The organism is Devosia enhydra (assembly GCF_900119845.1).
Lineage (GTDB): Bacteria > Pseudomonadota > Alphaproteobacteria > Rhizobiales > Devosiaceae > FPKU01.
Window position 1 is genome coordinate 1,170,266 of record NZ_FPKU01000001.1, and the last position, 17,633, is coordinate 1,187,898.

General features: G+C 63.9%; 17 protein-coding genes. All 17 read right to left on the reverse strand.

Translation table 11 applies throughout. The features are described from left to right. Positions 1-8 precede the first annotated feature (8 nt). Positions 9-1,088, reverse strand: coding sequence for a tRNA preQ1(34) S-adenosylmethionine ribosyltransferase-isomerase QueA (gene queA / locus BT183_RS05725; protein WP_072339809.1), 1,080 nt, complete (start codon positions 1,086-1,088; stop codon positions 9-11). Positions 1,089-1,301: 213 nt separating this feature from the next. Then, a complete protein-coding gene (locus tag BT183_RS05730; protein ID WP_072339811.1) occupies positions 1,302-1,679 on the reverse strand; it encodes a hypothetical protein in 378 nt (125 codons plus the stop codon). Next, positions 1,676-2,074, reverse strand: a complete 399-nt coding sequence (locus BT183_RS05735; RefSeq protein WP_143145675.1) for a hypothetical protein — start codon at positions 2,072-2,074, stop codon at positions 1,676-1,678. Before BT183_RS05735 ends, BT183_RS05730 begins: the two co-directional genes overlap by 4 nt. Positions 2,075-2,180: 106 nt before the next feature. Further along, complete coding sequence (gene folD / locus BT183_RS05740) at positions 2,181-3,083, reverse strand: bifunctional methylenetetrahydrofolate dehydrogenase/methenyltetrahydrofolate cyclohydrolase FolD (RefSeq protein ID WP_072339813.1); 903 nt, start codon at positions 3,081-3,083, stop codon at positions 2,181-2,183. A 337-nt stretch (positions 3,084-3,420) separates the two neighbouring features. Beyond that, entirely contained in the window at positions 3,421-4,107 is a 687-nt protein-coding gene (locus BT183_RS05745; RefSeq protein WP_072339814.1) for an ABC transporter ATP-binding protein, read from the reverse strand. After that, a complete protein-coding gene (locus tag BT183_RS05750; RefSeq protein WP_072339815.1) occupies positions 4,100-5,464 on the reverse strand; it encodes an ABC transporter permease in 1,365 nt (454 codons plus the stop codon). The genes BT183_RS05745 and BT183_RS05750 overlap by 8 nt, the downstream gene beginning before the upstream one ends. Then, complete coding sequence (gene proS, locus BT183_RS05755) at positions 5,461-6,810, reverse strand: proline--tRNA ligase (RefSeq protein ID WP_072339816.1); 1,350 nt, start codon at positions 6,808-6,810, stop codon at positions 5,461-5,463. The genes BT183_RS05750 and proS overlap by 4 nt, the downstream gene beginning before the upstream one ends. A 446-nt stretch (positions 6,811-7,256) precedes the next feature. Next, positions 7,257-7,502 (reverse strand): DUF1467 family protein, encoded by a 246-nt coding sequence (locus tag BT183_RS05760; RefSeq protein WP_072339819.1) that lies wholly within the window; start codon positions 7,500-7,502, stop codon positions 7,257-7,259. 2 nt (positions 7,503-7,504) lie between these two features. After that, a complete protein-coding gene (locus BT183_RS05765) occupies positions 7,505-9,181 on the reverse strand; it encodes a ribonuclease J (protein ID WP_072339821.1) in 1,677 nt (558 codons plus the stop codon). Positions 9,182-9,198: 17 nt separating this feature from the next. Continuing rightward, on the reverse strand, positions 9,199-10,008 hold the full coding sequence (locus tag BT183_RS05770; protein WP_072341600.1) for a biotin--[acetyl-CoA-carboxylase] ligase: 810 nt from the start codon (positions 10,006-10,008) through the stop codon (positions 9,199-9,201). A 32-nt stretch (positions 10,009-10,040) separates the two neighbouring features. Continuing rightward, positions 10,041-11,486 carry an NADH-quinone oxidoreductase subunit NuoN gene (gene nuoN / locus BT183_RS05775; protein WP_072339823.1) on the reverse strand — a complete coding sequence of 482 codons (1,446 nt, stop codon included), beginning with the start codon at positions 11,484-11,486 and terminating at the stop codon, positions 10,041-10,043. A gap of 9 nt (positions 11,487-11,495) precedes the next feature. Further along, positions 11,496-13,007, reverse strand: a complete 1,512-nt coding sequence (locus BT183_RS05780; protein WP_425290541.1) for an NADH-quinone oxidoreductase subunit M — start codon at positions 13,005-13,007, stop codon at positions 11,496-11,498. After that, a complete protein-coding gene (gene nuoL, locus BT183_RS05785) occupies positions 13,007-15,100 on the reverse strand; it encodes an NADH-quinone oxidoreductase subunit L (protein WP_072339825.1) in 2,094 nt (697 codons plus the stop codon). Before nuoL ends, BT183_RS05780 begins: the two co-directional genes overlap by 1 nt. Positions 15,101-15,106: 6 nt before the next feature. Then, positions 15,107-15,427 (reverse strand): NADH-quinone oxidoreductase subunit NuoK, encoded by a 321-nt coding sequence (nuoK, locus tag BT183_RS05790; RefSeq protein ID WP_072339827.1) that lies wholly within the window; start codon positions 15,425-15,427, stop codon positions 15,107-15,109. Position 15,428: 1 nt separating this feature from the next. After that, positions 15,429-16,034, reverse strand: a complete 606-nt coding sequence (locus BT183_RS05795; RefSeq protein ID WP_072339829.1) for an NADH-quinone oxidoreductase subunit J — start codon at positions 16,032-16,034, stop codon at positions 15,429-15,431. 5 nt (positions 16,035-16,039) lie between these two features. Further along, a complete protein-coding gene (gene nuoI, locus BT183_RS05800) occupies positions 16,040-16,528 on the reverse strand; it encodes an NADH-quinone oxidoreductase subunit NuoI (protein ID WP_072339831.1) in 489 nt (162 codons plus the stop codon). Further along, positions 16,528-17,625, reverse strand: a complete 1,098-nt coding sequence (gene nuoH / locus BT183_RS05805) for an NADH-quinone oxidoreductase subunit NuoH (RefSeq protein WP_084603270.1) — start codon at positions 17,623-17,625, stop codon at positions 16,528-16,530. Before nuoH ends, nuoI begins: the two co-directional genes overlap by 1 nt. Positions 17,626-17,633 lie beyond the last annotated feature (8 nt).

Consider the following 17,633-nt stretch of genomic DNA (forward strand, 5'->3'; position numbering starts at 1 on the left):
CGCCCCCCTCATTCCTCATCCCCCGGCGCACGGAACAGCAGCGAACCATCCCCATAGGAATAGAACCGGTAGCCAGAGGCGATCGCATGGGCATAGGCCTTGCGCATCTCGTCATAGCCGGCAAAGGCCGAGACCAGCATGAAGAGCGTCGAGCGCGGCAGGTGGAAATTGGTCATCAGCACGTCCACGGCGCGGAAGCGGAAGCCTGGGGTGATGAAAATGTCGGTTTCCCCGATGAAGGGTGCGATCCGGCCGGTGGCCCGTGCCGCCGTTTCGAGCAGCCGCAGGCTGGTGGTGCCCACCGCCACGATCCGTCCGCCCGCCGCCCGCGCCGCTTCGAGCCGCTCGGCGGTGGCGGCAGTCAGCTCGCCCCATTCGGCATGCATGCGATGCTCGGAGAGGTCCTCCACCTTCATGGGCAGGAAGGTGCCCGCGCCCACATGCAGCGTCACGCGTTCGAGTGCCACGCCCCGGTCGGCCAGCCTTTGCAGCAGCGCCTCGGTGAAATGCAGGCCCGCCGTTGGCGCCGCGACCGCGCCATCAACCGCCGCATAGACGGTCTGGTAATCGACGCTGTCGCGCGGCTCCACCCCGCGCTTGGCCCCGATATAGGGCGGCAGCGGCATGGCGCCATGCGCCTTGATCGCCTCGTCGAGTTCGGCTCCGCCGAGTTCGAATTCCAGCGTCACCTCGCCGGTATCGCCCTTGCCGGCCACCCGGGCACGCATCGGCTGGCCCTGCCCCTCGCCGCCGCCCAGTTCGAGCGCATCGAGCACATGCAGCCGCTTGGCCGGCCGGGCAAAAGCCCGCCAGGTGTTGGCATCCACCCGCTTGTGCAGGTTGAACGAGACGCTCGAGCGGTTCTCCCCGCGAATGCGCGTGCCCGAAAGCTCGGCCGGCAGAACCCGCGTATCATTGACCACCAGCACGTCGCCGGGCCTCAGGATCTCGACGAGATCGGTCACATGCCGGTCTTCGAGCCGCCCCTTTTCGCCAACCAGCAGCAGCCGCGCGCTGTCACGCGGCTCGGCCGGATGGAGCGCGATGAGGTCATTGGGCAGCTCGAAATCGAAATCGGAAACGCGCATGAAGGGCCGGGCTTTGAAGGGTCGGTCTGGCTTAGCCGCCCCCCGCCCATCCGGTCAATCTTTCCCTCGCCAATGCGGCCGATTGGCCACGATGGTCGGGCTCCGACCGCATCGAACACCAACCCATCGCGGGCCCCTCTTCACCTCCCCCTTAATGGGGGAGGCCGGGAGGGGGTGGAGCCGACCGCACAAAGTCCAGACAAGACCGCGCCCCTACCCGAACGAACACGCCACCGCCCAGGCCCCGGTACCCACGATCTCCACAACCCCGCCCACCGCGTCGCCACCATCGACACTGAAGAGGCGCAGCCGGACCCGCACCTCCGCGCCATCATCATCGCGCAGATCGATGCGGATCGCATCGCCGGTGCCGTAACTCTGTCCCGCGACCAGCAGCGCGGCGCCGGGCGGACCGTCCATCGACCAGCGCCGGCCCTCAGCCTCGATCTCGGCACCAAGCGGCACGATACCGGCAATACCGGCGAGCGGTATATGCACGGTCAGATCCTGCCCCTCGCACATCAGCCCCTGCCCGGCCGTCGCCGGCGCGCAGAGGGCGAGCAGCGCCGCCAGAACCCCGATCGGCCTCATGGCCCTTCGCAGCTCACCGCCCAGGCACCCAGGCCATCGATCGCCAGTGTGCCGGCCTGCACGAAGACCTCGCCCTCCATCACGCGGAAGACGCGGAGCGATGCGACGGGCGCGTTGAAATTGTCGTCGAGCACGTCGACGAGCAGCATTTCCGCATCGCCGAAGGCCTGCCCCACCATCGCGCCGGCGCCATCGCCATAGGCAGGGTCCGATGTCCATTGCCGCGGACCCGGTGCGCGCAGCGTGACCGCGATGGGCGCCACCACGCTTGCATGATGGGGCAGCAGCAGGCCGATCTCGGCCTCGCTCGCGGCATCGCCGCAATACATCCATTCGGTGGCCAAAGCCGGCTCGATCGCCGTGATCAGCGCAAGGCCAAGCAGCACACTTCGCATCGTCAGTCCTCCCGTTCAGGGCCGGGCATGGCATGCCGGCCGCTCCCGATCCAGCTGTTCACGCCAGAGAGCAGTCCGGCACTGAACCCGGCCTGAACGAGACGGCTCAGGCGGTGAGGTCGCGCGGCGGCGTCAGGCCGTTGATCAGCGAGGCCGTCGTCACCGTATTGGCGAGGAGGCAGGCGATGGTCATCGGACCCACCCCGCCCGGCACCGGCGTGATCGCGCCGGCCACCGCCTTGGCGCCCTCGAAATCGACGTCGCCCACGAGCCGCGTCTTGCCCGGTCCCTTCTCGGGCGCATCGATGCGGTTGATGCCCACATCGATCACGGTCGCGCCCGGCTTGATCCACTCGCCGGCAATCATCTTCGCTCGCCCCACAGCGGCCACGACGATATCGGCCCGCCGCACCACCTCGGCCAGGTCGCGGGTGCGCGAATGCGCCATGGTCACGGTGCAATTCTCGCGCAGCAGCAGCTGCGCCATCGGCTTGCCCACGAGGTTCGAGCGCCCGATCACCACCGCGTCGAGCCCCGCCATGCTCTCGAATTCATTGCGCAACAGCATGAGGCACCCCAAAGGCGTGCACGACACCGGCCCCGGCAGCCCGATTGCCAGCCGCCCGACGCTGCCGGGGGTAAAGCAGTCGACATCTTTTTCCGGCGCGATGGCGAGGATCACGCGGGTCGGATCGATCTGGGCCGGCAGGGGCAGCTGCACCAGAATGCCGTGGATCTTCGGATCGGCATTGAGCCGGGTGATCAGCCCCAGGAGCTCGGCTTCGCTGGTGGTCTCGGGCAGCTCGTATTTTTCCGAGTGCATGCCAACCTCGGCGGTCTGCCGCGCCTTGTTGGTCACATAGACCTGGCTGGCCGGGTCATGCCCCACGATCACGACGGCGAGGCCGGGGGTCAGCTGATGGTCCGTCTTGAGGCGGTTTACGTGGCCCGCGATCCGCCCCCTCAGATCTTCCGCAAAGGCCTTGCCGTCGATGATCCGCGCCGTCATGCCGATACTCCCCGTTTCCCGCGGCATATGAACCATAAGGATCGGCTTTTCAATTGGCCGGACTTATTCACACCAGCCGGCTGGCCATGTCCATCCAGGTCAGTGCCCCGACGCTGAAGCCGCTCAGAACCACGAACGCCATGAAATCCTTGAAAAAGTTCAGCATGGACCGCATCTCCGTTGTTTCTGTTTTGTTCTTATATTCTTCTTTTGTTCCTGTCTACTCCACAGCCAATCCACAGGCTTATCCACTGCCCGGATGGTTAAGATCGACGGCGCGCGCACGCACAGGCAGCGCCAGCAGCGGCCACCGTGCGGCACATTGCGTCGCAGCAGATCAGAGGGTGATGGGTTCCACGCGGCCACGCCGAAGCGTCACGATCCGGTCGGCCTTGCGCGCCAGATCATGGTTGTGGGTCGCGATCAGCGCCGCGGCCCCCTCCTCGCGGATGAGCCCGGCGAGCGCCTTGAACACAAGGTCGCTGGTCTCGGGATCGAGATTGCCAGTCGGCTCGTCGGCGAGGATCACGCGGGGGTGATTCGCGGCCGCTCGGGCGATGGCGACGCGCTGTTGCTCGCCGCCGGAAAGCTCTGCCGGCCGGTGCAACGCGCGCGGACCAACATTCAGCATGTCCAGCAGCGTTTGCGCACGGTTTTGCGCAGAATTCGACGTGTAGCCTGAGATCAATTGTGGCATCGCCACGTTCTCGAGCGCGCTGAATTCGGGCAAAAGATTATGGAACTGGTAGACATAGCCGATGGTATCGCGCCGCATCAGCGTGCGCCCACGTTCGCCCAGCCCCATCGTCGGCGTGCCGCAGATGGTCACTTCCCCCGCCTGCGGGCGCTCCAGCAATCCCCCGATATGCAGCAGCGTCGACTTGCCGGCACCCGATGGCGCGACGATGGCGACGATCTCGCCGCTCTTGACCGAAAGATACGCGTCCTCAAGCACATGGACGGCCTTGTCCCCCTCGCCGTAACTGTGCTTCACCCCTTCGAGAACCAGATGCGCATCACTCATAGCGCAGCGCCTCCACGGGCTCATACTGCGCCGCCCGCCAAGCGGGATAAAGTGTCGCGAGGAACGAAAGGCTGAGCGACAGCGCCACCACGAGTCCCACCTCCCCGGCATTGACCTTCGAGGGCAGCGTCGAGAGGAAGAACACCTCCGGCGGGAACAGCGTGACCCCGAGAGTATTGGAGATAAAGGCCCGCAGCGTCTCGGCATTTGCCGCAATCAGCAGGCCCAGCCCCAGGCCGATCAGCGTGCCTGCGACCCCGATCGCCGTGCCGGTCATCGAGAAAATCCGCATGATCGAGCCACGCGTCGCGCCCATGGTGCGCAAGACGGCGATGTCGCGCCCCTTATCCTTCACCAGCATCACCAGAGACGAAATGATGTTGAAGGCAGCGACGAGGATGATCATCGACAATATCGTGAACATCACGACGCGTTCGACCTGGAGCGCAGAAAAGAACGTTTCGTTGCGCTGCTGCCAGTCCGTCATCGTCATCGGCCGAGTGACTTGCGACTGAATGCGCGTGCGCATCGTGGCGATATCATCAGGATCGTCGATGAAGATCTCGATGGCGTTGGCGCGGTAGACACGCTGATAGGCCGCGTCGATTTCTTCGTCCGTCGCTAGAACATCAGGCGGCTCGGCGCCCTCGACGAGCACGTCGTCATAGGCCTTGAAATAGTCCTGCGCCGCCTGCATCGACATATAGAGGTAGAAACTGTCGAACTCGACCATGCCGAGATTGAAGACGACGCTGACCGGATAGGACCGGATCTGCGGCGTCCGCCCGAACGGCGTCAACGTGCCATTGGGGTTGACCAGCGTCACGATATCCCCGGCCGACACGCCGAGCCGGTTGGCGAGCCGCGAGCCGATGGCGACGCCATTGCCCTCATCCCATCCGTCCCAGCTGCCCATCACGGCGGATTTATAAAGCAGATCAAGCTTTTGCACCGAAGCGAACTCGATGCCGCGCGCCGAGACGCCGGTGGATTCGGTCAGCCCGGACGCCAGGGCCTGCCCTTCCACGAAGGGCACCGCAAAGCGCACGCCGGGCACACCTTCGATGGCGCCAACCGTCTCCTTGTAGTCGGTCAACCGCTCCTCGAGGGGATAGGCGGAAAAATGTCCGTTCAATCCCAATATCTTGGACAAGAGCTCATCGCGAAAGCCGTTCATCACCGACATCACGACGATCAGCGTCGCGACCCCAATGGCAATGCCCGTCAGCGTCAGCGCCGCGATCACCGAAATGAACGCATCCTTGCGGCGGGCCCGCAGATAGCGCCCCGCCACGAGGAATTCGAAGCGCGAGAACGGCCCGGCGCCGCCGCGACTATCGTCGACGACCTGGCTCAAACGGCGTCCCGCCGCTGCGGAATGATCAACGTCTTCAAGCGGTTGACGGCATCGCCGATGGGCAGCGTCTCGCGCTCGCCCGATTTCCTGTGCTTGATTTCAGCCATGCCCTCCTTGAGCCCGCGCGGGCCAACGATCAGCTGATAGGGGATGCCGATGAGGTCGGCGGTGGCAAACTTGCCGCCGGCACCCTGGTCGCGATCGTCGTAAGCCACATCGATGCCCTCGCTTTCGAGGCGGGCATAAAGCTCCTCGCAGGCTGAATCGGATGCGGAATCGCCGACCTTGAGGTTGATGACCACGGCCTCGAACGGCGCGACACTCACCGGCCAGACGATGCCGGCCTCGTCATGGCTGGCCTCGATCACGGCCGGCACCAGCCGGCTCGGGCCGATGCCGTAAGACCCCATATGCACGGTGACGTCCTTCCCATCCGGACCGGTGACGGTCGCCTTCATGGGCTCGGAATACTTGGTGCCGAAGTAGAAAATATGGCCGACCTCGATGCCCCGCGCCGAAAGCCGCTTGTGCTCGGGCACATCAGCCTCAAAGGCCGGCATGTCCACCATTTCCTCGGTGGCGGCGTAGAGCGAGGTCCAGTCCTGGAAGATCGGCTCGAGATCGCCGCAGAAATCGGTGTCGATGGCCGGAATGGGCTTATCGAGCAGGTCGGCATGGCAGAATACGGCGCTTTCGCCAGTCTCGGCCAGGATGATGAACTCATGGCTGAGATTGCCGCCGATCGGCCCGGTATCGGCACGCATCGGAATGGCGGTCAGCCCCATGCGATGGAAGGTGCGCAGATAGGCCACGAACATGCGGTAATAGGCCTTCACCGCCGAGGCTTCGTCGAGATCGAAGGAATAGGCGTCCTTCATCAGGAATTCGCGGCTGCGCATGGTGCCAAAACGCGGACGCACCTCGTCGCGGAACTTCCACTGCACGTGATAAAGATTGAGCGGCAAGTCCTTGTACGAGCGCACGAAACCGCGGAAAATGTCGGTGATCATCTCCTCATTGGTCGGCCCGTAGAGCATGTCGCGCTCATGCCGATCCTTGATGCGCAGCATCTCCTTGCCATAGGCATCGTAGCGCCCGCTCTCGCGCCAGAGATCGGCCGATTGCAGCGTCGGCATCAGCAGCTGAATGGCGCCCGAGCGGTTCTGCTCCTCCTCGATGATCCGCACGATCTTGTTGAGCACCTTCAACCCGAGCGGCAGCCAGGAATAGCTGCCGGCCGCCTGTTGGCGGACCATGCCGGCGCGCAGCATCAACTGGTGCGAGATGATCTCGGCTTCCTTGGGCGTCTCTTTGAGAACGGGAAGGAAGTAACGGGAAAGGCGCATGTCGTCCTCGGGAACGCGACGGAATCGGGCCTCATCCCTATAGCCTCGGCGGACCCAAACCGGAACCTCTTTCGCAGGCACGGGGCGCCACGCGATTCGGTAAAGACTACTGACCAAACCTGTGTAAAATTCCCATGGCAGCCATGCAGAATCTGCTTGGCAGCGACTGCTTGGGTTGTTAGGTTCGGCGCCAATAAAACATAGGCAACTTCAAGTTGCCCGACGCCGACAACGTCAAGGGAGGAGCGTTGGCCGCCACTCTAGGGTGCGCGTAAGACCAGCGTAATTGTCGCGAAACTCATACCAAGCAGGGCCCTCGGGTCCTGCTTTTTTATTTCGCCCTCTGAAATGCGAGAAGGTCTGCCACCAAAGCAAGCAAACCTTCACCGTGCTATCGGAATAGGCAAATCGACGCAGAAAGGCGACGGCCGCTCAGGAGGCAGCCGTCAGCTCCAGTATTGGCGCAGCAGCGGGTTCGAAAGCCCCCACATCAGCAGCGCCATGATGAGGGCGGCGAGCACGCTCGTTACCAGCAGCTTGGGCCAGAGCCTAAGCACGGCGGGAGCCCCGGGCTCGGAGCCCCGGATCACCTGCCCTGCGTCGACCTGGCTGCGCGCGCCAAAGGGCAGCACCATGAACAGCGTCAGCCACCAGACCACGAAATAGATCGCGATGAGGCTGCCGATCTGCATGACTACACTCCGTGGACGAAAACGGTGACGTTGGGCTTGCGGCCCCAGAATGCCCCGACCTCCCCGCGCAGCGACCGCATGATCGCGGTCTGCAGCACTTCGGTGTCGGCGCGGCGCTTTGGCGGAACACTCTTTAGCGTGCCTGCCACCGTCTTCTCAATCAGCTGCGATAGCGACTCTTCGTCATCCTCGACCTGCGGTAGGCCCTCGACCACGATCTGCGGGCCGGCTACGACATGACCGCGCGTATCGACGCAAAGGCTGACGACGATATGGCCGCCAAAGGAAAGCCGGCGCCGGCCGCGAACGCCGCTTTCGTCGGGCGTACAGAGCACATTGCCATCGAGATAGAGCTCGCCGGTCGGCACCTCCGCCGGGAAGTGGGCAACCTCCGGGAAGAGTCGCACCAGATCGCCATTGCGGGCATGCACCACATTGGGCACGCCATGCTCCCGCGCCAGTTTCGCATGCGCTTCGAGATGCACCGCCTCGCCATGCACCGGCACGAGGACGCTGGGCTTCACCCAGTCATAGAGCCGGCGCAGTTCCTCGCGGCGGGGATGGCCCGTGACATGCACCAGCGCATTGGTCTGGGTCACCACCTCAATGCCGCGATCGATGAAGAGATTCTGGATGTCGATGACTTCGCGCTCATTGCCGGGAATGGCCCAGGATGAAAAGATCACCCGGTCGCCGGCATTGAGATCGATCGCCGGGTGCTCCTGGCGGGCGATGCGGGCGACGGCGGCCCGCGCCTCGCCCTGGCTGCCGGTGCAGATCAGCACCACCTTGTTGCGCGGCAAGGTCGCGAACATGTCCTGGTCAAGCAGCGGCGGCACGTCTTCGAGCATGCCCAGTTCGCGGGCGATGCCCGAGATACGGTGCATGGCCCGGCCCGACAGCACCACCTGCCGCCCAGCCTTGGCCGCAGCGCGCGCGATCGAGATGATGCGCCCCACATTCGAGGCAAAAGTGGTGACCGCAACGCGATGCGGCGCCTCGGCGATGAGCCGTTCGAGATTGGCCCCGACCTCGTGTTCGCTCGGGCTTTCGCCCTCCTTGAGGGCGTTGGTGGAATCGCAGATCAGCGCCAGGGGCTCGCCCGTTTCGCCGATGGCCTTGAGGCGCGCAACATCGGTCGGCGGCGAGCCGACGGGATCGGGATCGAGCTTCCAGTCGCCGGTGTGCAGAACGCGCCCGATCGGGGTGGAAATCAGCAGGGCGCAGCTTTCGGGAATGGAATGCGCCACCCCGATCGGCTCCACCGTGAACGGACCCACGGAAAAAGCGCGGCCCGGACGCATGAGCGTTACGTTGACGTTTTCGACGATCTGGTCCGAGGCTCGCTTGGCGGCCAGCATAGCGGCAGTGAACGCCGTGCAGAACACGGGCTTGTCGAAGGCCGGCCAGAGATCGAGCACCGCGCCGTAATGGTCTTCGTGACTGTGGGTTAGAACGAGACCCACGACATCGTCGGCGCGCTCTTCGAGAAAGCTGGGATCAGCCATGATGAGCTCGATGCCCGGCTCGGCGGGTCCGCCGAAGGTGACGCCGCAATCGACCACCAGCCATTTGCGGCGGCGTGGCGGGCCAAAGCCATAGGCCCCCATGTTCATGCCGATTTCGCCAACGCCGCCCAGGGCGACGAACACGAGTTCGTCTTTTGTCGTTGCAGCCATAGGGGTGCCGATCCTGATTATGTGCGGCCCGAAGTGGCCGTCGCTCCAAAATGTACATCGCCAGCCGTTATGGCGATGGTGCCGCGTGCGCCATCGCGCACGATCAACCGGCCGAATTCGTCTATCGTCTCAAAAATACCGCGCACGACCTGGCCATCATGGCTGATCGCAACCTCGCTGCCCAGCCCCGCCGCGTGGCGACGCCAGCGCGCCAGCACATCGGCAACGCCACGGCCACCGGCCCATAGCTCGAAGGCATCGACCCAGGCATCGGCCAGCGCGGCAAACACCGCCTCGGCCGAAACCGGGGTGCCAAGCGCGTGAAGGCAGGTGGCGGGGTAAGGCAGCCCGGTGGGCGCCGCCACGATGTTGACGCCGAAGCCGATGACGATCGCCATCCGTCCGTCCGGCAGGCCCTGCGCCTCGAGCAGGATGCCGGCGAGCTTGCCACCGTCAGCGATGACATCGTTCGGCCATTTGAGCGCCAGCCGTGCGGCATGACCCTGCCCTGTCAAGCCATCGGCACCGTCGACCCCGATACGCAGCGCACTGGCAGGCAGATTGCCGGAGAGCGCCTCCTGCAAAGCGATGCCGGCAACAAAGCCCAGCGTCGCGACCGATGCGGCATCGCCCTCGTGCACGATCAGGAGGCTTGCGGCGAGATTGCCCGACGGGCTCTCCCACACACGGCCGCGCCGCCCCCGACCCTCGGTCTGTTGAAGCGCAGCGAACCAGACGTCCCCGGCATCGCCCCTGCGGGCACTGGCCATGGCCTCTGAACTGGTCGAGCCTATGCTGTCATAACCGAACAATCTGTAGCCGCGCATCGCAGCGCGCGGCCCCAGCCAGAAACCCGCCACTAGAACAGACTTCCCGCGGCCGCCTGGGCCAGATTGGTAAGCGAATGGCCGACCGTTGCGAAATAGGTGACGATGAGAAAGCCCGACGCGCCCATGACGATGGCAAGCTCACGCGGAGCGGGAGCGAACTGGATGACCGGCTCGTCGAAATACATCGTCTTGACCACACGCAGATAGTAGAACGCCGATACGGCGCTCGCCAGCATGCCGATCACTGCCAGAACGAAGAGCTGCGCTTCGATGGCCGCGAGGAACACGTGCCATTTGGCAAAGAAGCCGGCCAGCGGCGGCAAGCCGACGAGCGAGAACATCAGCACCGCCATGATGCCGGCCGCAAAGGGCCTGGTGCGGGCCAGTCCGGCCAGTTCCGTGATGGTCTCGACATGCCCGGTCTCGGTCCGAAGCGAGAGGATGCAGGCAAAGAGCCCGACCGTCATGGTGAGATAGATCGCCATGTAGATGGCGACGCCTTCCACGCCCGTCTCGGTGCCCGAAGAGAGGCCCACCAGCGCGAACCCCACATGCCCGATCGAGGAGTAGGCGATGAGGCGCTTGAGGTTGTTCTGCCCGATCGCGGCGAAGGCGGCGAGCACCATCGAGGCGATCGACAGGAAGATGACGATCTGCTGCCAGTCCCCGGTGATCGGCCCGAAGCTGACCGTCACGAGGCGGATCAGCAATGCCATTGCAGCCACCTTGGGCGCTGCCGCAAAAAAGGCCGTAACGGGGGTCGGAGCGCCTTCGTAAACGTCGGGCGTCCACATATGGAAGGGGACCGCCGAGATCTTGAAGGCGACGCCGGCGAGCAGAAAAACCATGCCGAAGATGAGGCCGACCGACCGCTCGCCCTCGGCAATGGTGCCGACGATGAGATCGAGCTGGGTATGGCCCGTGAAGCCGTAGATCAGCGAGGCGCCATAAAGCAGCATGCCTGACGACAAGGCGCCCAGAACGAAATATTTGAGGCCGGCTTCCGTCGCCTTGGCACTGTCGCGACGCATCGCGGCGATGACGTAGAGCGACAAGGACTGAAGCTCGAGCCCGACATAGACGCTCATCAGGTCATTGGCCGAGACCATCATCATCATGCCCAGTGTCGCGAGGAGGATGAGGATGGAGAACTCGAACTTGTTGAGCCCGTTCTCGCGTGCGCTGTTGAACGAGAGCACCAGCGCCAGCGCCGATGCACCGAGCACGAGCGCCTTCATGTAGCGCGAGAAGGCATCCTCGATGAACCCGCCATTGAACACCTGCCCGACATTGGGCTGGAAGACGACGAGACCGAGCACGGCCACGAGCAGCACCACGGCCGCAATGGCGACGCCCTCATAGCGGTCCTTGCTGAACAGCACCCCGGCGAGCAGCAGCACCAGCGCACCAATGGCGAGCACGACTTCGGGGAGGGCCGGCGCCAGCGCGGCAAAGCTCGTGAGATCGGATTCCATCGGCGCCTCCTAGTGCGCCGCCACGGCGACGGGCGCGACGGCCCCCGTGGCGTTGGCGAAGTTGGTGACCAGAAGGTCGATAGAGGCCGCGGTCGCATCGAGGATCGGCGCCGGATAGAAGCCGAACAGGATGGTGAGCAGCACCAGCGGCACCATCACGGCAATCTCGCGACGATCGAGATCGAGGATGCCCTTGAGGGAGTCCTTGGTCAGCGCGCCATAGATCACGCGGCGATAGAGCCAGAGCGCATAGGCTGCCGAGAGGATGACGCCGAAGGCCGCAAAGAACGCAGCCCAGGTGTTGACCTGGAAGACGGCGATCATCGTCAGGAATTCCCCGACGAAACCCGACGTGCCCGGCAGGCCGACATTGGCCATGGTGAACACCATGAACACGAAGGCATAGCGCGGCATGCGCTCGACCAGCCCGCCATAGGCCGCGATCTCGCGGGTGTGCATGCGGTCATAGATGACGCCAACCGACAGGAAGAGCGCCGCCGACACGATGCCGTGGGAGAGCATCTGGAACACCGCACCCTGAACGCCCATGACGTTGCCGGCGAAGATGCCCATGGTGACGAAGCCCATATGCGCCACCGACGAATAGGCGATCAGCTTCTTGATGTCGGTCTGCACCAGCGCGATGACCGAGGTGATGATGATGGCGGCGACCGAGAGCGTGAAGACGAAGGGCTGGAAGGTGAGCGAGGCATCCGGGAACATCGCCAGCGAGAACCGGATGAAGCCATAACCGCCGAGCTTGAGGAGGATGGCGGCAAGGATCACCGAGCCGGCGGTGGGCGCCTCGACGTGGGCTTCCGGCAGCCAGCGATGGAAGGGCCACATCGGCATCTTGACGGCAAAGGACGCAAAGAACGCGATCCACAGCCAGAACTGCGCTTCGGGTGCGAAGCTGAAGGCGAGCAGCGCCCGGATGTCGAGCGTACCGGCCTGCCAGTACATGTACATGATGCCCAGGAGCATCAGTACCGAGCCGACGAAGGTGTAAAAGAAGAACTTGTAGCTCGCCTGGATGCGCCGCTTGCCGCCCCAGATGCCGATGATGAGGAACATCGGAATGAGGCTGCCTTCGAAGAAGACATAGAACATGGCCAGATCGAGCGTGGCGAACACACCCAGCATCAGCGTCTCGAGCACGAGGAACACGAGCATGTACTCGCGCACGCGTTCGGTGACGCCCCAGCTCGAGACGACCACGGCCGGCATCAGGAACGCGGTGAGCACCACGAACAGGACCGAGATCCCGTCGACACCCATGCGGTAGCCGATCGAGCTGCCGATCCACTCATGGTTTTCCACGAACTGGAAGCCGGGATTGGCCGGATCGAACATCGCCCAGAGCCACAGCGACAGCACGAAGGTGATGCTGGTCACCACCAGCGCGATCCAGCGCACGGTGTTGGCGCCGGCCTCGTCGCGTGCCGGCACGAACAGCAGCAGAGCCGCGCCGGCGAGCGGCAGGAAGGTGATGATCGAGAGGATCGCGTCGGAGATGTTCATCACAGAAGGCCCCCGGCCGCGATGGCCCAGGTCAACAGCGCTGCAATGCCGATCAGCATCGCAAAGGCGTAGTGGTAGAGATAGCCCGACTGCAGGCGGACGACACGGTTGGTGACGTCCTTGACCCGCGCTCCGAGCCCTTCGACGAGGCTTTGGTCGATGAGCCAGTCATCGAACCAGCGCCACAATGCCCGCCCCGCCGCAAGCGTCGGCCGCACGAAGATGCGGTCATAGAGCTCGTCGAAGTACCACTTGTTCAGCAGGAACTTGTAGAGCCCCGGATTGGACGCGGCGATGCGCCCGGGCACCTGCGGCCGATAGATGTACATGTACCAGGCGGTCACGAAGCCGATGATCATGGCAAACGTGGCGCTCCACTTCACCCACAGCGGTACGTGATGGGCCGCGTCGATCAGCTCGCCATCGACGACGAGCGACCCGGCGAAGAAGTGAACGACATGCTCGGCATGGCCGAAGAAGCTCTCATAGAAGACGACGCCTGCCAGAACCGCGCCGACAGCCAGCACATAGAGCGGCACCAGCATGACATTGGGGCTCTCATGGGCATTGTCATAGGCACTGCCATGGTGATGGGCATGCCCATGATCGTCGGCATTGTCGTCGTCGATCGGCTCATGATGCGTTTCGGCGGCGGCATGAGCCGGATCGGGATGCGGACCAGTCGCGGCATGCTGCGCGTCGCGCGGGCTGCCGTGGAAGGTCAGGTGGATCAGTCGCCAGCTGTAGAAGCTGGTGAACAGCGCCGCAACCACGAGCATCCAGAAGGCCAGAAGGCCGGCCTGGGTATTGAGCGCGTAGGCTGCCTCGATGATAGAATCCTTGGAGAAGAAACCAGCAAAGCCGAGCGGGAGACCAGGGATGCCGACGCCGGTCAACGCCAGCGTGCCGATGATCATCATCCAGTAGGTGATCGGGATCTTCTTGCGCAGGCCGCCCATGTTCCGCATGTCCTGCTCATGGTGCATGGCGTGGATCACCGAGCCGGCGCCGAGGAACAGCAGGGCCTTGAAGAAGGCGTGGGTAAAGAGGTGAAACACACCGGCGGAATAAGCCCCCGCCCCCAGCGCCACAAACATGTAGCCCAGCTGCGAGCAGGTGGAATAGGCGATGACGCGCTTGATGTCGTTCTGCACCAGCCCGACCGTTGCCGCGAAAAAGGCCGTGATGGCGCCGATCACCAGGACCACCGTCATGGCGACGCTCGAGAGCTCGAACATCGGCGACAGGCGGGCGACCATGAACACGCCGGCCGTCACCATGGTGGCGGCGTGGATCAGCGCGGAGACGGGCGTCGGGCCCTCCATCGCGTCCGGCAGCCAGGTGTGGAGCAGGAACTGTGCCGACTTGCCCATGGCGCCCATGAACAGCAGCAGGCAGATGACCGTCATCGCATGCAGGTCCCACGACAGGAACCGGAATGTGGTGTCGGCATAGTCGGGCAGCGCATGGAACGCGCCGTCGAAATCGAGATGCCCGAGGATTAGGAACGCGCCGAAAATGCCCAGCGCGAAACCGAAATCGCCGACGCGGTTGACCACGAACGCCTTCATCGCGGCCGCATTGGCCGAAGGCCGCGTGTACCAGAACCCGATCAGCAGATAGGACGCGAGGCCCACGCCTTCCCAGCCGAAGAACATCTGGAGGAAATTGTCGGCCGTCACCAGCATCAGCATGGCGAAGGTAAAGAGCGAGAGATAGGCGAAGAACCGCGAGCGATGCGGATCCTCATGCATGTAGCCGATCGAATAGACGTGCACGAGGCTCGAGACGGTCGTCACCACCACCAGCATGATGGCTGTGAGGGTATCGACGCGCAGGATCCAGCGCAGGTCGAGTTCGCCCGAGGTGATCCAACGCATCACCTCGACGCGCATGACCGTGGCATGGCCCTCGGCTTCGGCAGCGGCCTCGGCCGGGAACCAGAAGCCGACAAAGACGATCCAGCTCAGCACCGCCGAGACGATCAGCAGGCCGGTGGTGATGAACTCGCTCGTGCGATGGCCGATGGTGCGGCCAAGCAGCCCCGCGATCAGCGCCCCGATCAGCGGGAAGAAGACGATTGCCTGGATCATCGCCGATCAGCCCTTCATCATATTGATGTCGTCGACCGCAATCGAGCCGCGGTTGCGGAAGAAGATCACGAGGATCGCAAGGCCGATCGCCGCCTCGGCGGCAGCCACCGTGAGGATCAGGAGCGCGAAGATCTGCCCGGCCAGATCGCCCAGCTCGGCCGAAAAGGCGACGAAGTTGATGTTGACCGCCAGGAGGATCAGCTCGACCGACATCAGGATGACGATGACGTTCTTGCGATTGAGAAAGATGCCGAACACGCCCAGCGTGAACAGGATGGCCGCCACGGTCAGGTAATGACCGAGCCCGATGCCCGATGCTGCAAGCATTTTAAAGCCCCTGCCCCGATTTCACTTTGACGGTGCGGACGCCATCGCGGCCGCGCGCCACCTGCTTGAACACATCCTGCCGCTTGACGCCCGGCTTGTGCCGCAGCGTCAGGACGATCGCGCCGATCATGGCGACCAGAAGCACCGCGCCCGCCGCCTGGAACAGATAGACGTAGCGGGTATAGAGCACCTGGCCGATGGCGCGGGTATTGTCGATCGTCGCATCGATGGGCATGGCGCTCGAGGCCGCCGCGTTGGGCGCTACCACGAAGGTGCCGGCGACCAGCAGCAGTTCGAGCAAGAGGATGATGCCGACCAGCGCGCCGATCGGCATGTATTGCAGCACGCCCTTGCGCAGCTCGGCGAAATCCACATCGAGCATCATCACGACGAAGAGGAAGAGCACCGCGACGGCGCCGACATAGACGACGATCAGGATGAGCGCGAGGAATTCGGCGCCGGCCAGCATGAAGAGGCCGGCCGAATTCACGAAGCACAGGATGAGGAACAGCACCGAGTGCACGGGGTTGCGCGACGAGATCACCATCAGCGCCGAAGCGACGGCGATGGTGGAAAAGACGTAGAAGAAAAACAGCGGCAGGGTCATCGCGGTCACCGGTAGGGTGCGTCGAGGCTGATGTTCTGCGCGATCTCGCGCTCCCACCGATCGCCATTGGCAAGGAGACGCTCCTTGGAGAAATAGAGCTCCTCGCGGGTTTCCGTCGCGAACTCGAAATTCGGACCTTCCACGATGGCATCCACCGGGCACGCCTCCTGGCAGAAGCCGCAATAGATGCACTTCACCATGTCGATGTCGTAGCGCACGGTGCGGCGCGTGCCGTCGTTCTGACGCGGGCCGGCCTCGATGGTGATGGCCTGTGCCGGGCAGATCGCTTCGCAGAGCTTGCAGGCGATGCAGCGCTCTTCGCCATTGGGATAGCGCCGCAGTGCGTGCTCGCCGCGGAAACGCGGGCTCACGGGGCCCTTCTCGAACGGATAGTTCACCGTCGGCTTGGGGCTGAAGAACTGCCGCATGGCAAGGAAGAAGGTCGAGACGAACTCGCGCATCAGCAAGCCGTCAATGAACTGTATCGCGCGCATCAGGCGATACCTCCGTGCCAGCCCCAGCCCGTGAGCTTGAGGACGAAGGCCACCACGATGATCATCACCAGCGAGATCGGCAGGAAGACCTTCCAGCCGATCCGCATCAGCTGATCATAGCGGTAGCGGGGCACCATGGCCTTGGCCATGGCGAACATGAAGAAGACAAGCGAAACCTTGAGGACAAACCAGAAGATGCCCGGCAGCCAGGTGAAGGGCGGCAGATCGATCGGCGCGGCCCAGCCCCCGAGGAACAGGATCGTCGTCATGGCGCACATGAGCAGGATCGAGACATACTCGCCCAGCATGAACATCATGTAGGGGGTGGACGAATACTCGACCATGAAGCCAGCCACGAGCTCGGATTCGCCTTCCGGAAGATCGAAGGGCGGGCGGTTCGTCTCGGCAAGAGCCGAGATGAAGAAGATCACGAACATCGGGAAGAGCGGCAGCCAGAACCAGTTGAGCACGCTCAGCCACGGCACGCCCAGCATATGGGCCAGACCCATCTCCTGCTGCGCGATCACGATATGCGAAAGGTTCAGCGAGCCCACGCAGAGCAGGACGGTGACGATGACGAAGCCGATCGAGACTTCGTAGGAAACCATCTGCGCCGCCGAGCGCAGGGCGCCGAGGAACGGGTATTTCGAGTTCGATGCCCAGCCACCCATGATGACGCCGTAGACGCCGAGCGAGGAGATCGCGAAGATATAGAGGATGCCCACATTGATGTCGGCCATCGCCAGCCCGGCGCCGACGGGGATCACCGCCCAGGCGGAAAGGGCGAGAAGCACCGTGACGAGCGGGGCGAGCAGGAAGACGACCTTGTCCGCCCCCGCCGGGATCACCGGCTCCTTGAAGACGAACTTCAGGAGATCGGCAAAGCTCTGCAGCAGGCCGAACGGGCCCACCACATTGGGGCCGCGACGGATCTGCACCGCCGCCCACACCTTGCGATCGGCCAGGAGGATGAAGGCGGTGAATACAAGCAGCGCCACCAGCAGCAACAGGGCCTTGTAGATAAAGCCGATCTGCGTGCCCAACCCCAGGATGGGGATCCCGAGCAGGTAGTCGAGCGCCGAACCGATGACGTCCATGTTCAGTC

Bases quoted from the DNA above. Each gene is read 5' to 3' on its own strand.
- queA (WP_072339809.1), bottom strand. From the start codon at position 1,088: ATGCGCGTTTCCGATTTCGATTTCGAGCTGCCCAATGACCTCATCGCG.
- BT183_RS05730 (WP_072339811.1), bottom strand. From the start codon at position 1,679: ATGAGGCCGATCGGGGTTCTGGCGGCGCTGCTCGCCCTCTGCGCGCCG.
- BT183_RS05735 (WP_143145675.1), bottom strand. From the start codon at position 2,074: ATGCGAAGTGTGCTGCTTGGCCTTGCGCTGATCACGGCGATCGAGCCG.
- folD (WP_072339813.1), bottom strand. From the start codon at position 3,083: ATGACGGCGCGGATCATCGACGGCAAGGCCTTTGCGGAAGATCTGAGG.
- BT183_RS05745 (WP_072339814.1), bottom strand. From the start codon at position 4,107: ATGAGTGATGCGCATCTGGTTCTCGAAGGGGTGAAGCACAGTTACGGC.
- proS (WP_072339816.1), bottom strand. From the start codon at position 6,810: ATGCGCCTTTCCCGTTACTTCCTTCCCGTTCTCAAAGAGACGCCCAAG.
- BT183_RS05760 (WP_072339819.1), bottom strand. From the start codon at position 7,502: ATGCAGATCGGCAGCCTCATCGCGATCTATTTCGTGGTCTGGTGGCTG.
- BT183_RS05765 (WP_072339821.1), bottom strand. From the start codon at position 9,181: ATGGCTGCAACGACAAAAGACGAACTCGTGTTCGTCGCCCTGGGCGGC.
- BT183_RS05770 (WP_072341600.1), bottom strand. From the start codon at position 10,008: ATGCGCGGCTACAGATTGTTCGGTTATGACAGCATAGGCTCGACCAGT.
- nuoN (WP_072339823.1), bottom strand. From the start codon at position 11,486: ATGGAATCCGATCTCACGAGCTTTGCCGCGCTGGCGCCGGCCCTCCCC.
- BT183_RS05780 (WP_425290541.1), bottom strand. From the start codon at position 13,007: ATGAACATCTCCGACGCGATCCTCTCGATCATCACCTTCCTGCCGCTC.
- nuoL (WP_072339825.1), bottom strand. From the start codon at position 15,100: ATGATCCAGGCAATCGTCTTCTTCCCGCTGATCGGGGCGCTGATCGCG.
- nuoK (WP_072339827.1), bottom strand. From the start codon at position 15,427: ATGCTTGCAGCATCGGGCATCGGGCTCGGTCATTACCTGACCGTGGCG.
- BT183_RS05795 (WP_072339829.1), bottom strand. From the start codon at position 16,034: ATGACCCTGCCGCTGTTTTTCTTCTACGTCTTTTCCACCATCGCCGTC.
- nuoI (WP_072339831.1), bottom strand. From the start codon at position 16,528: ATGCGCGCGATACAGTTCATTGACGGCTTGCTGATGCGCGAGTTCGTC.
- nuoH (WP_084603270.1), bottom strand. From the start codon at position 17,625: ATGGACGTCATCGGTTCGGCGCTCGACTACCTGCTCGGGATCCCCATC.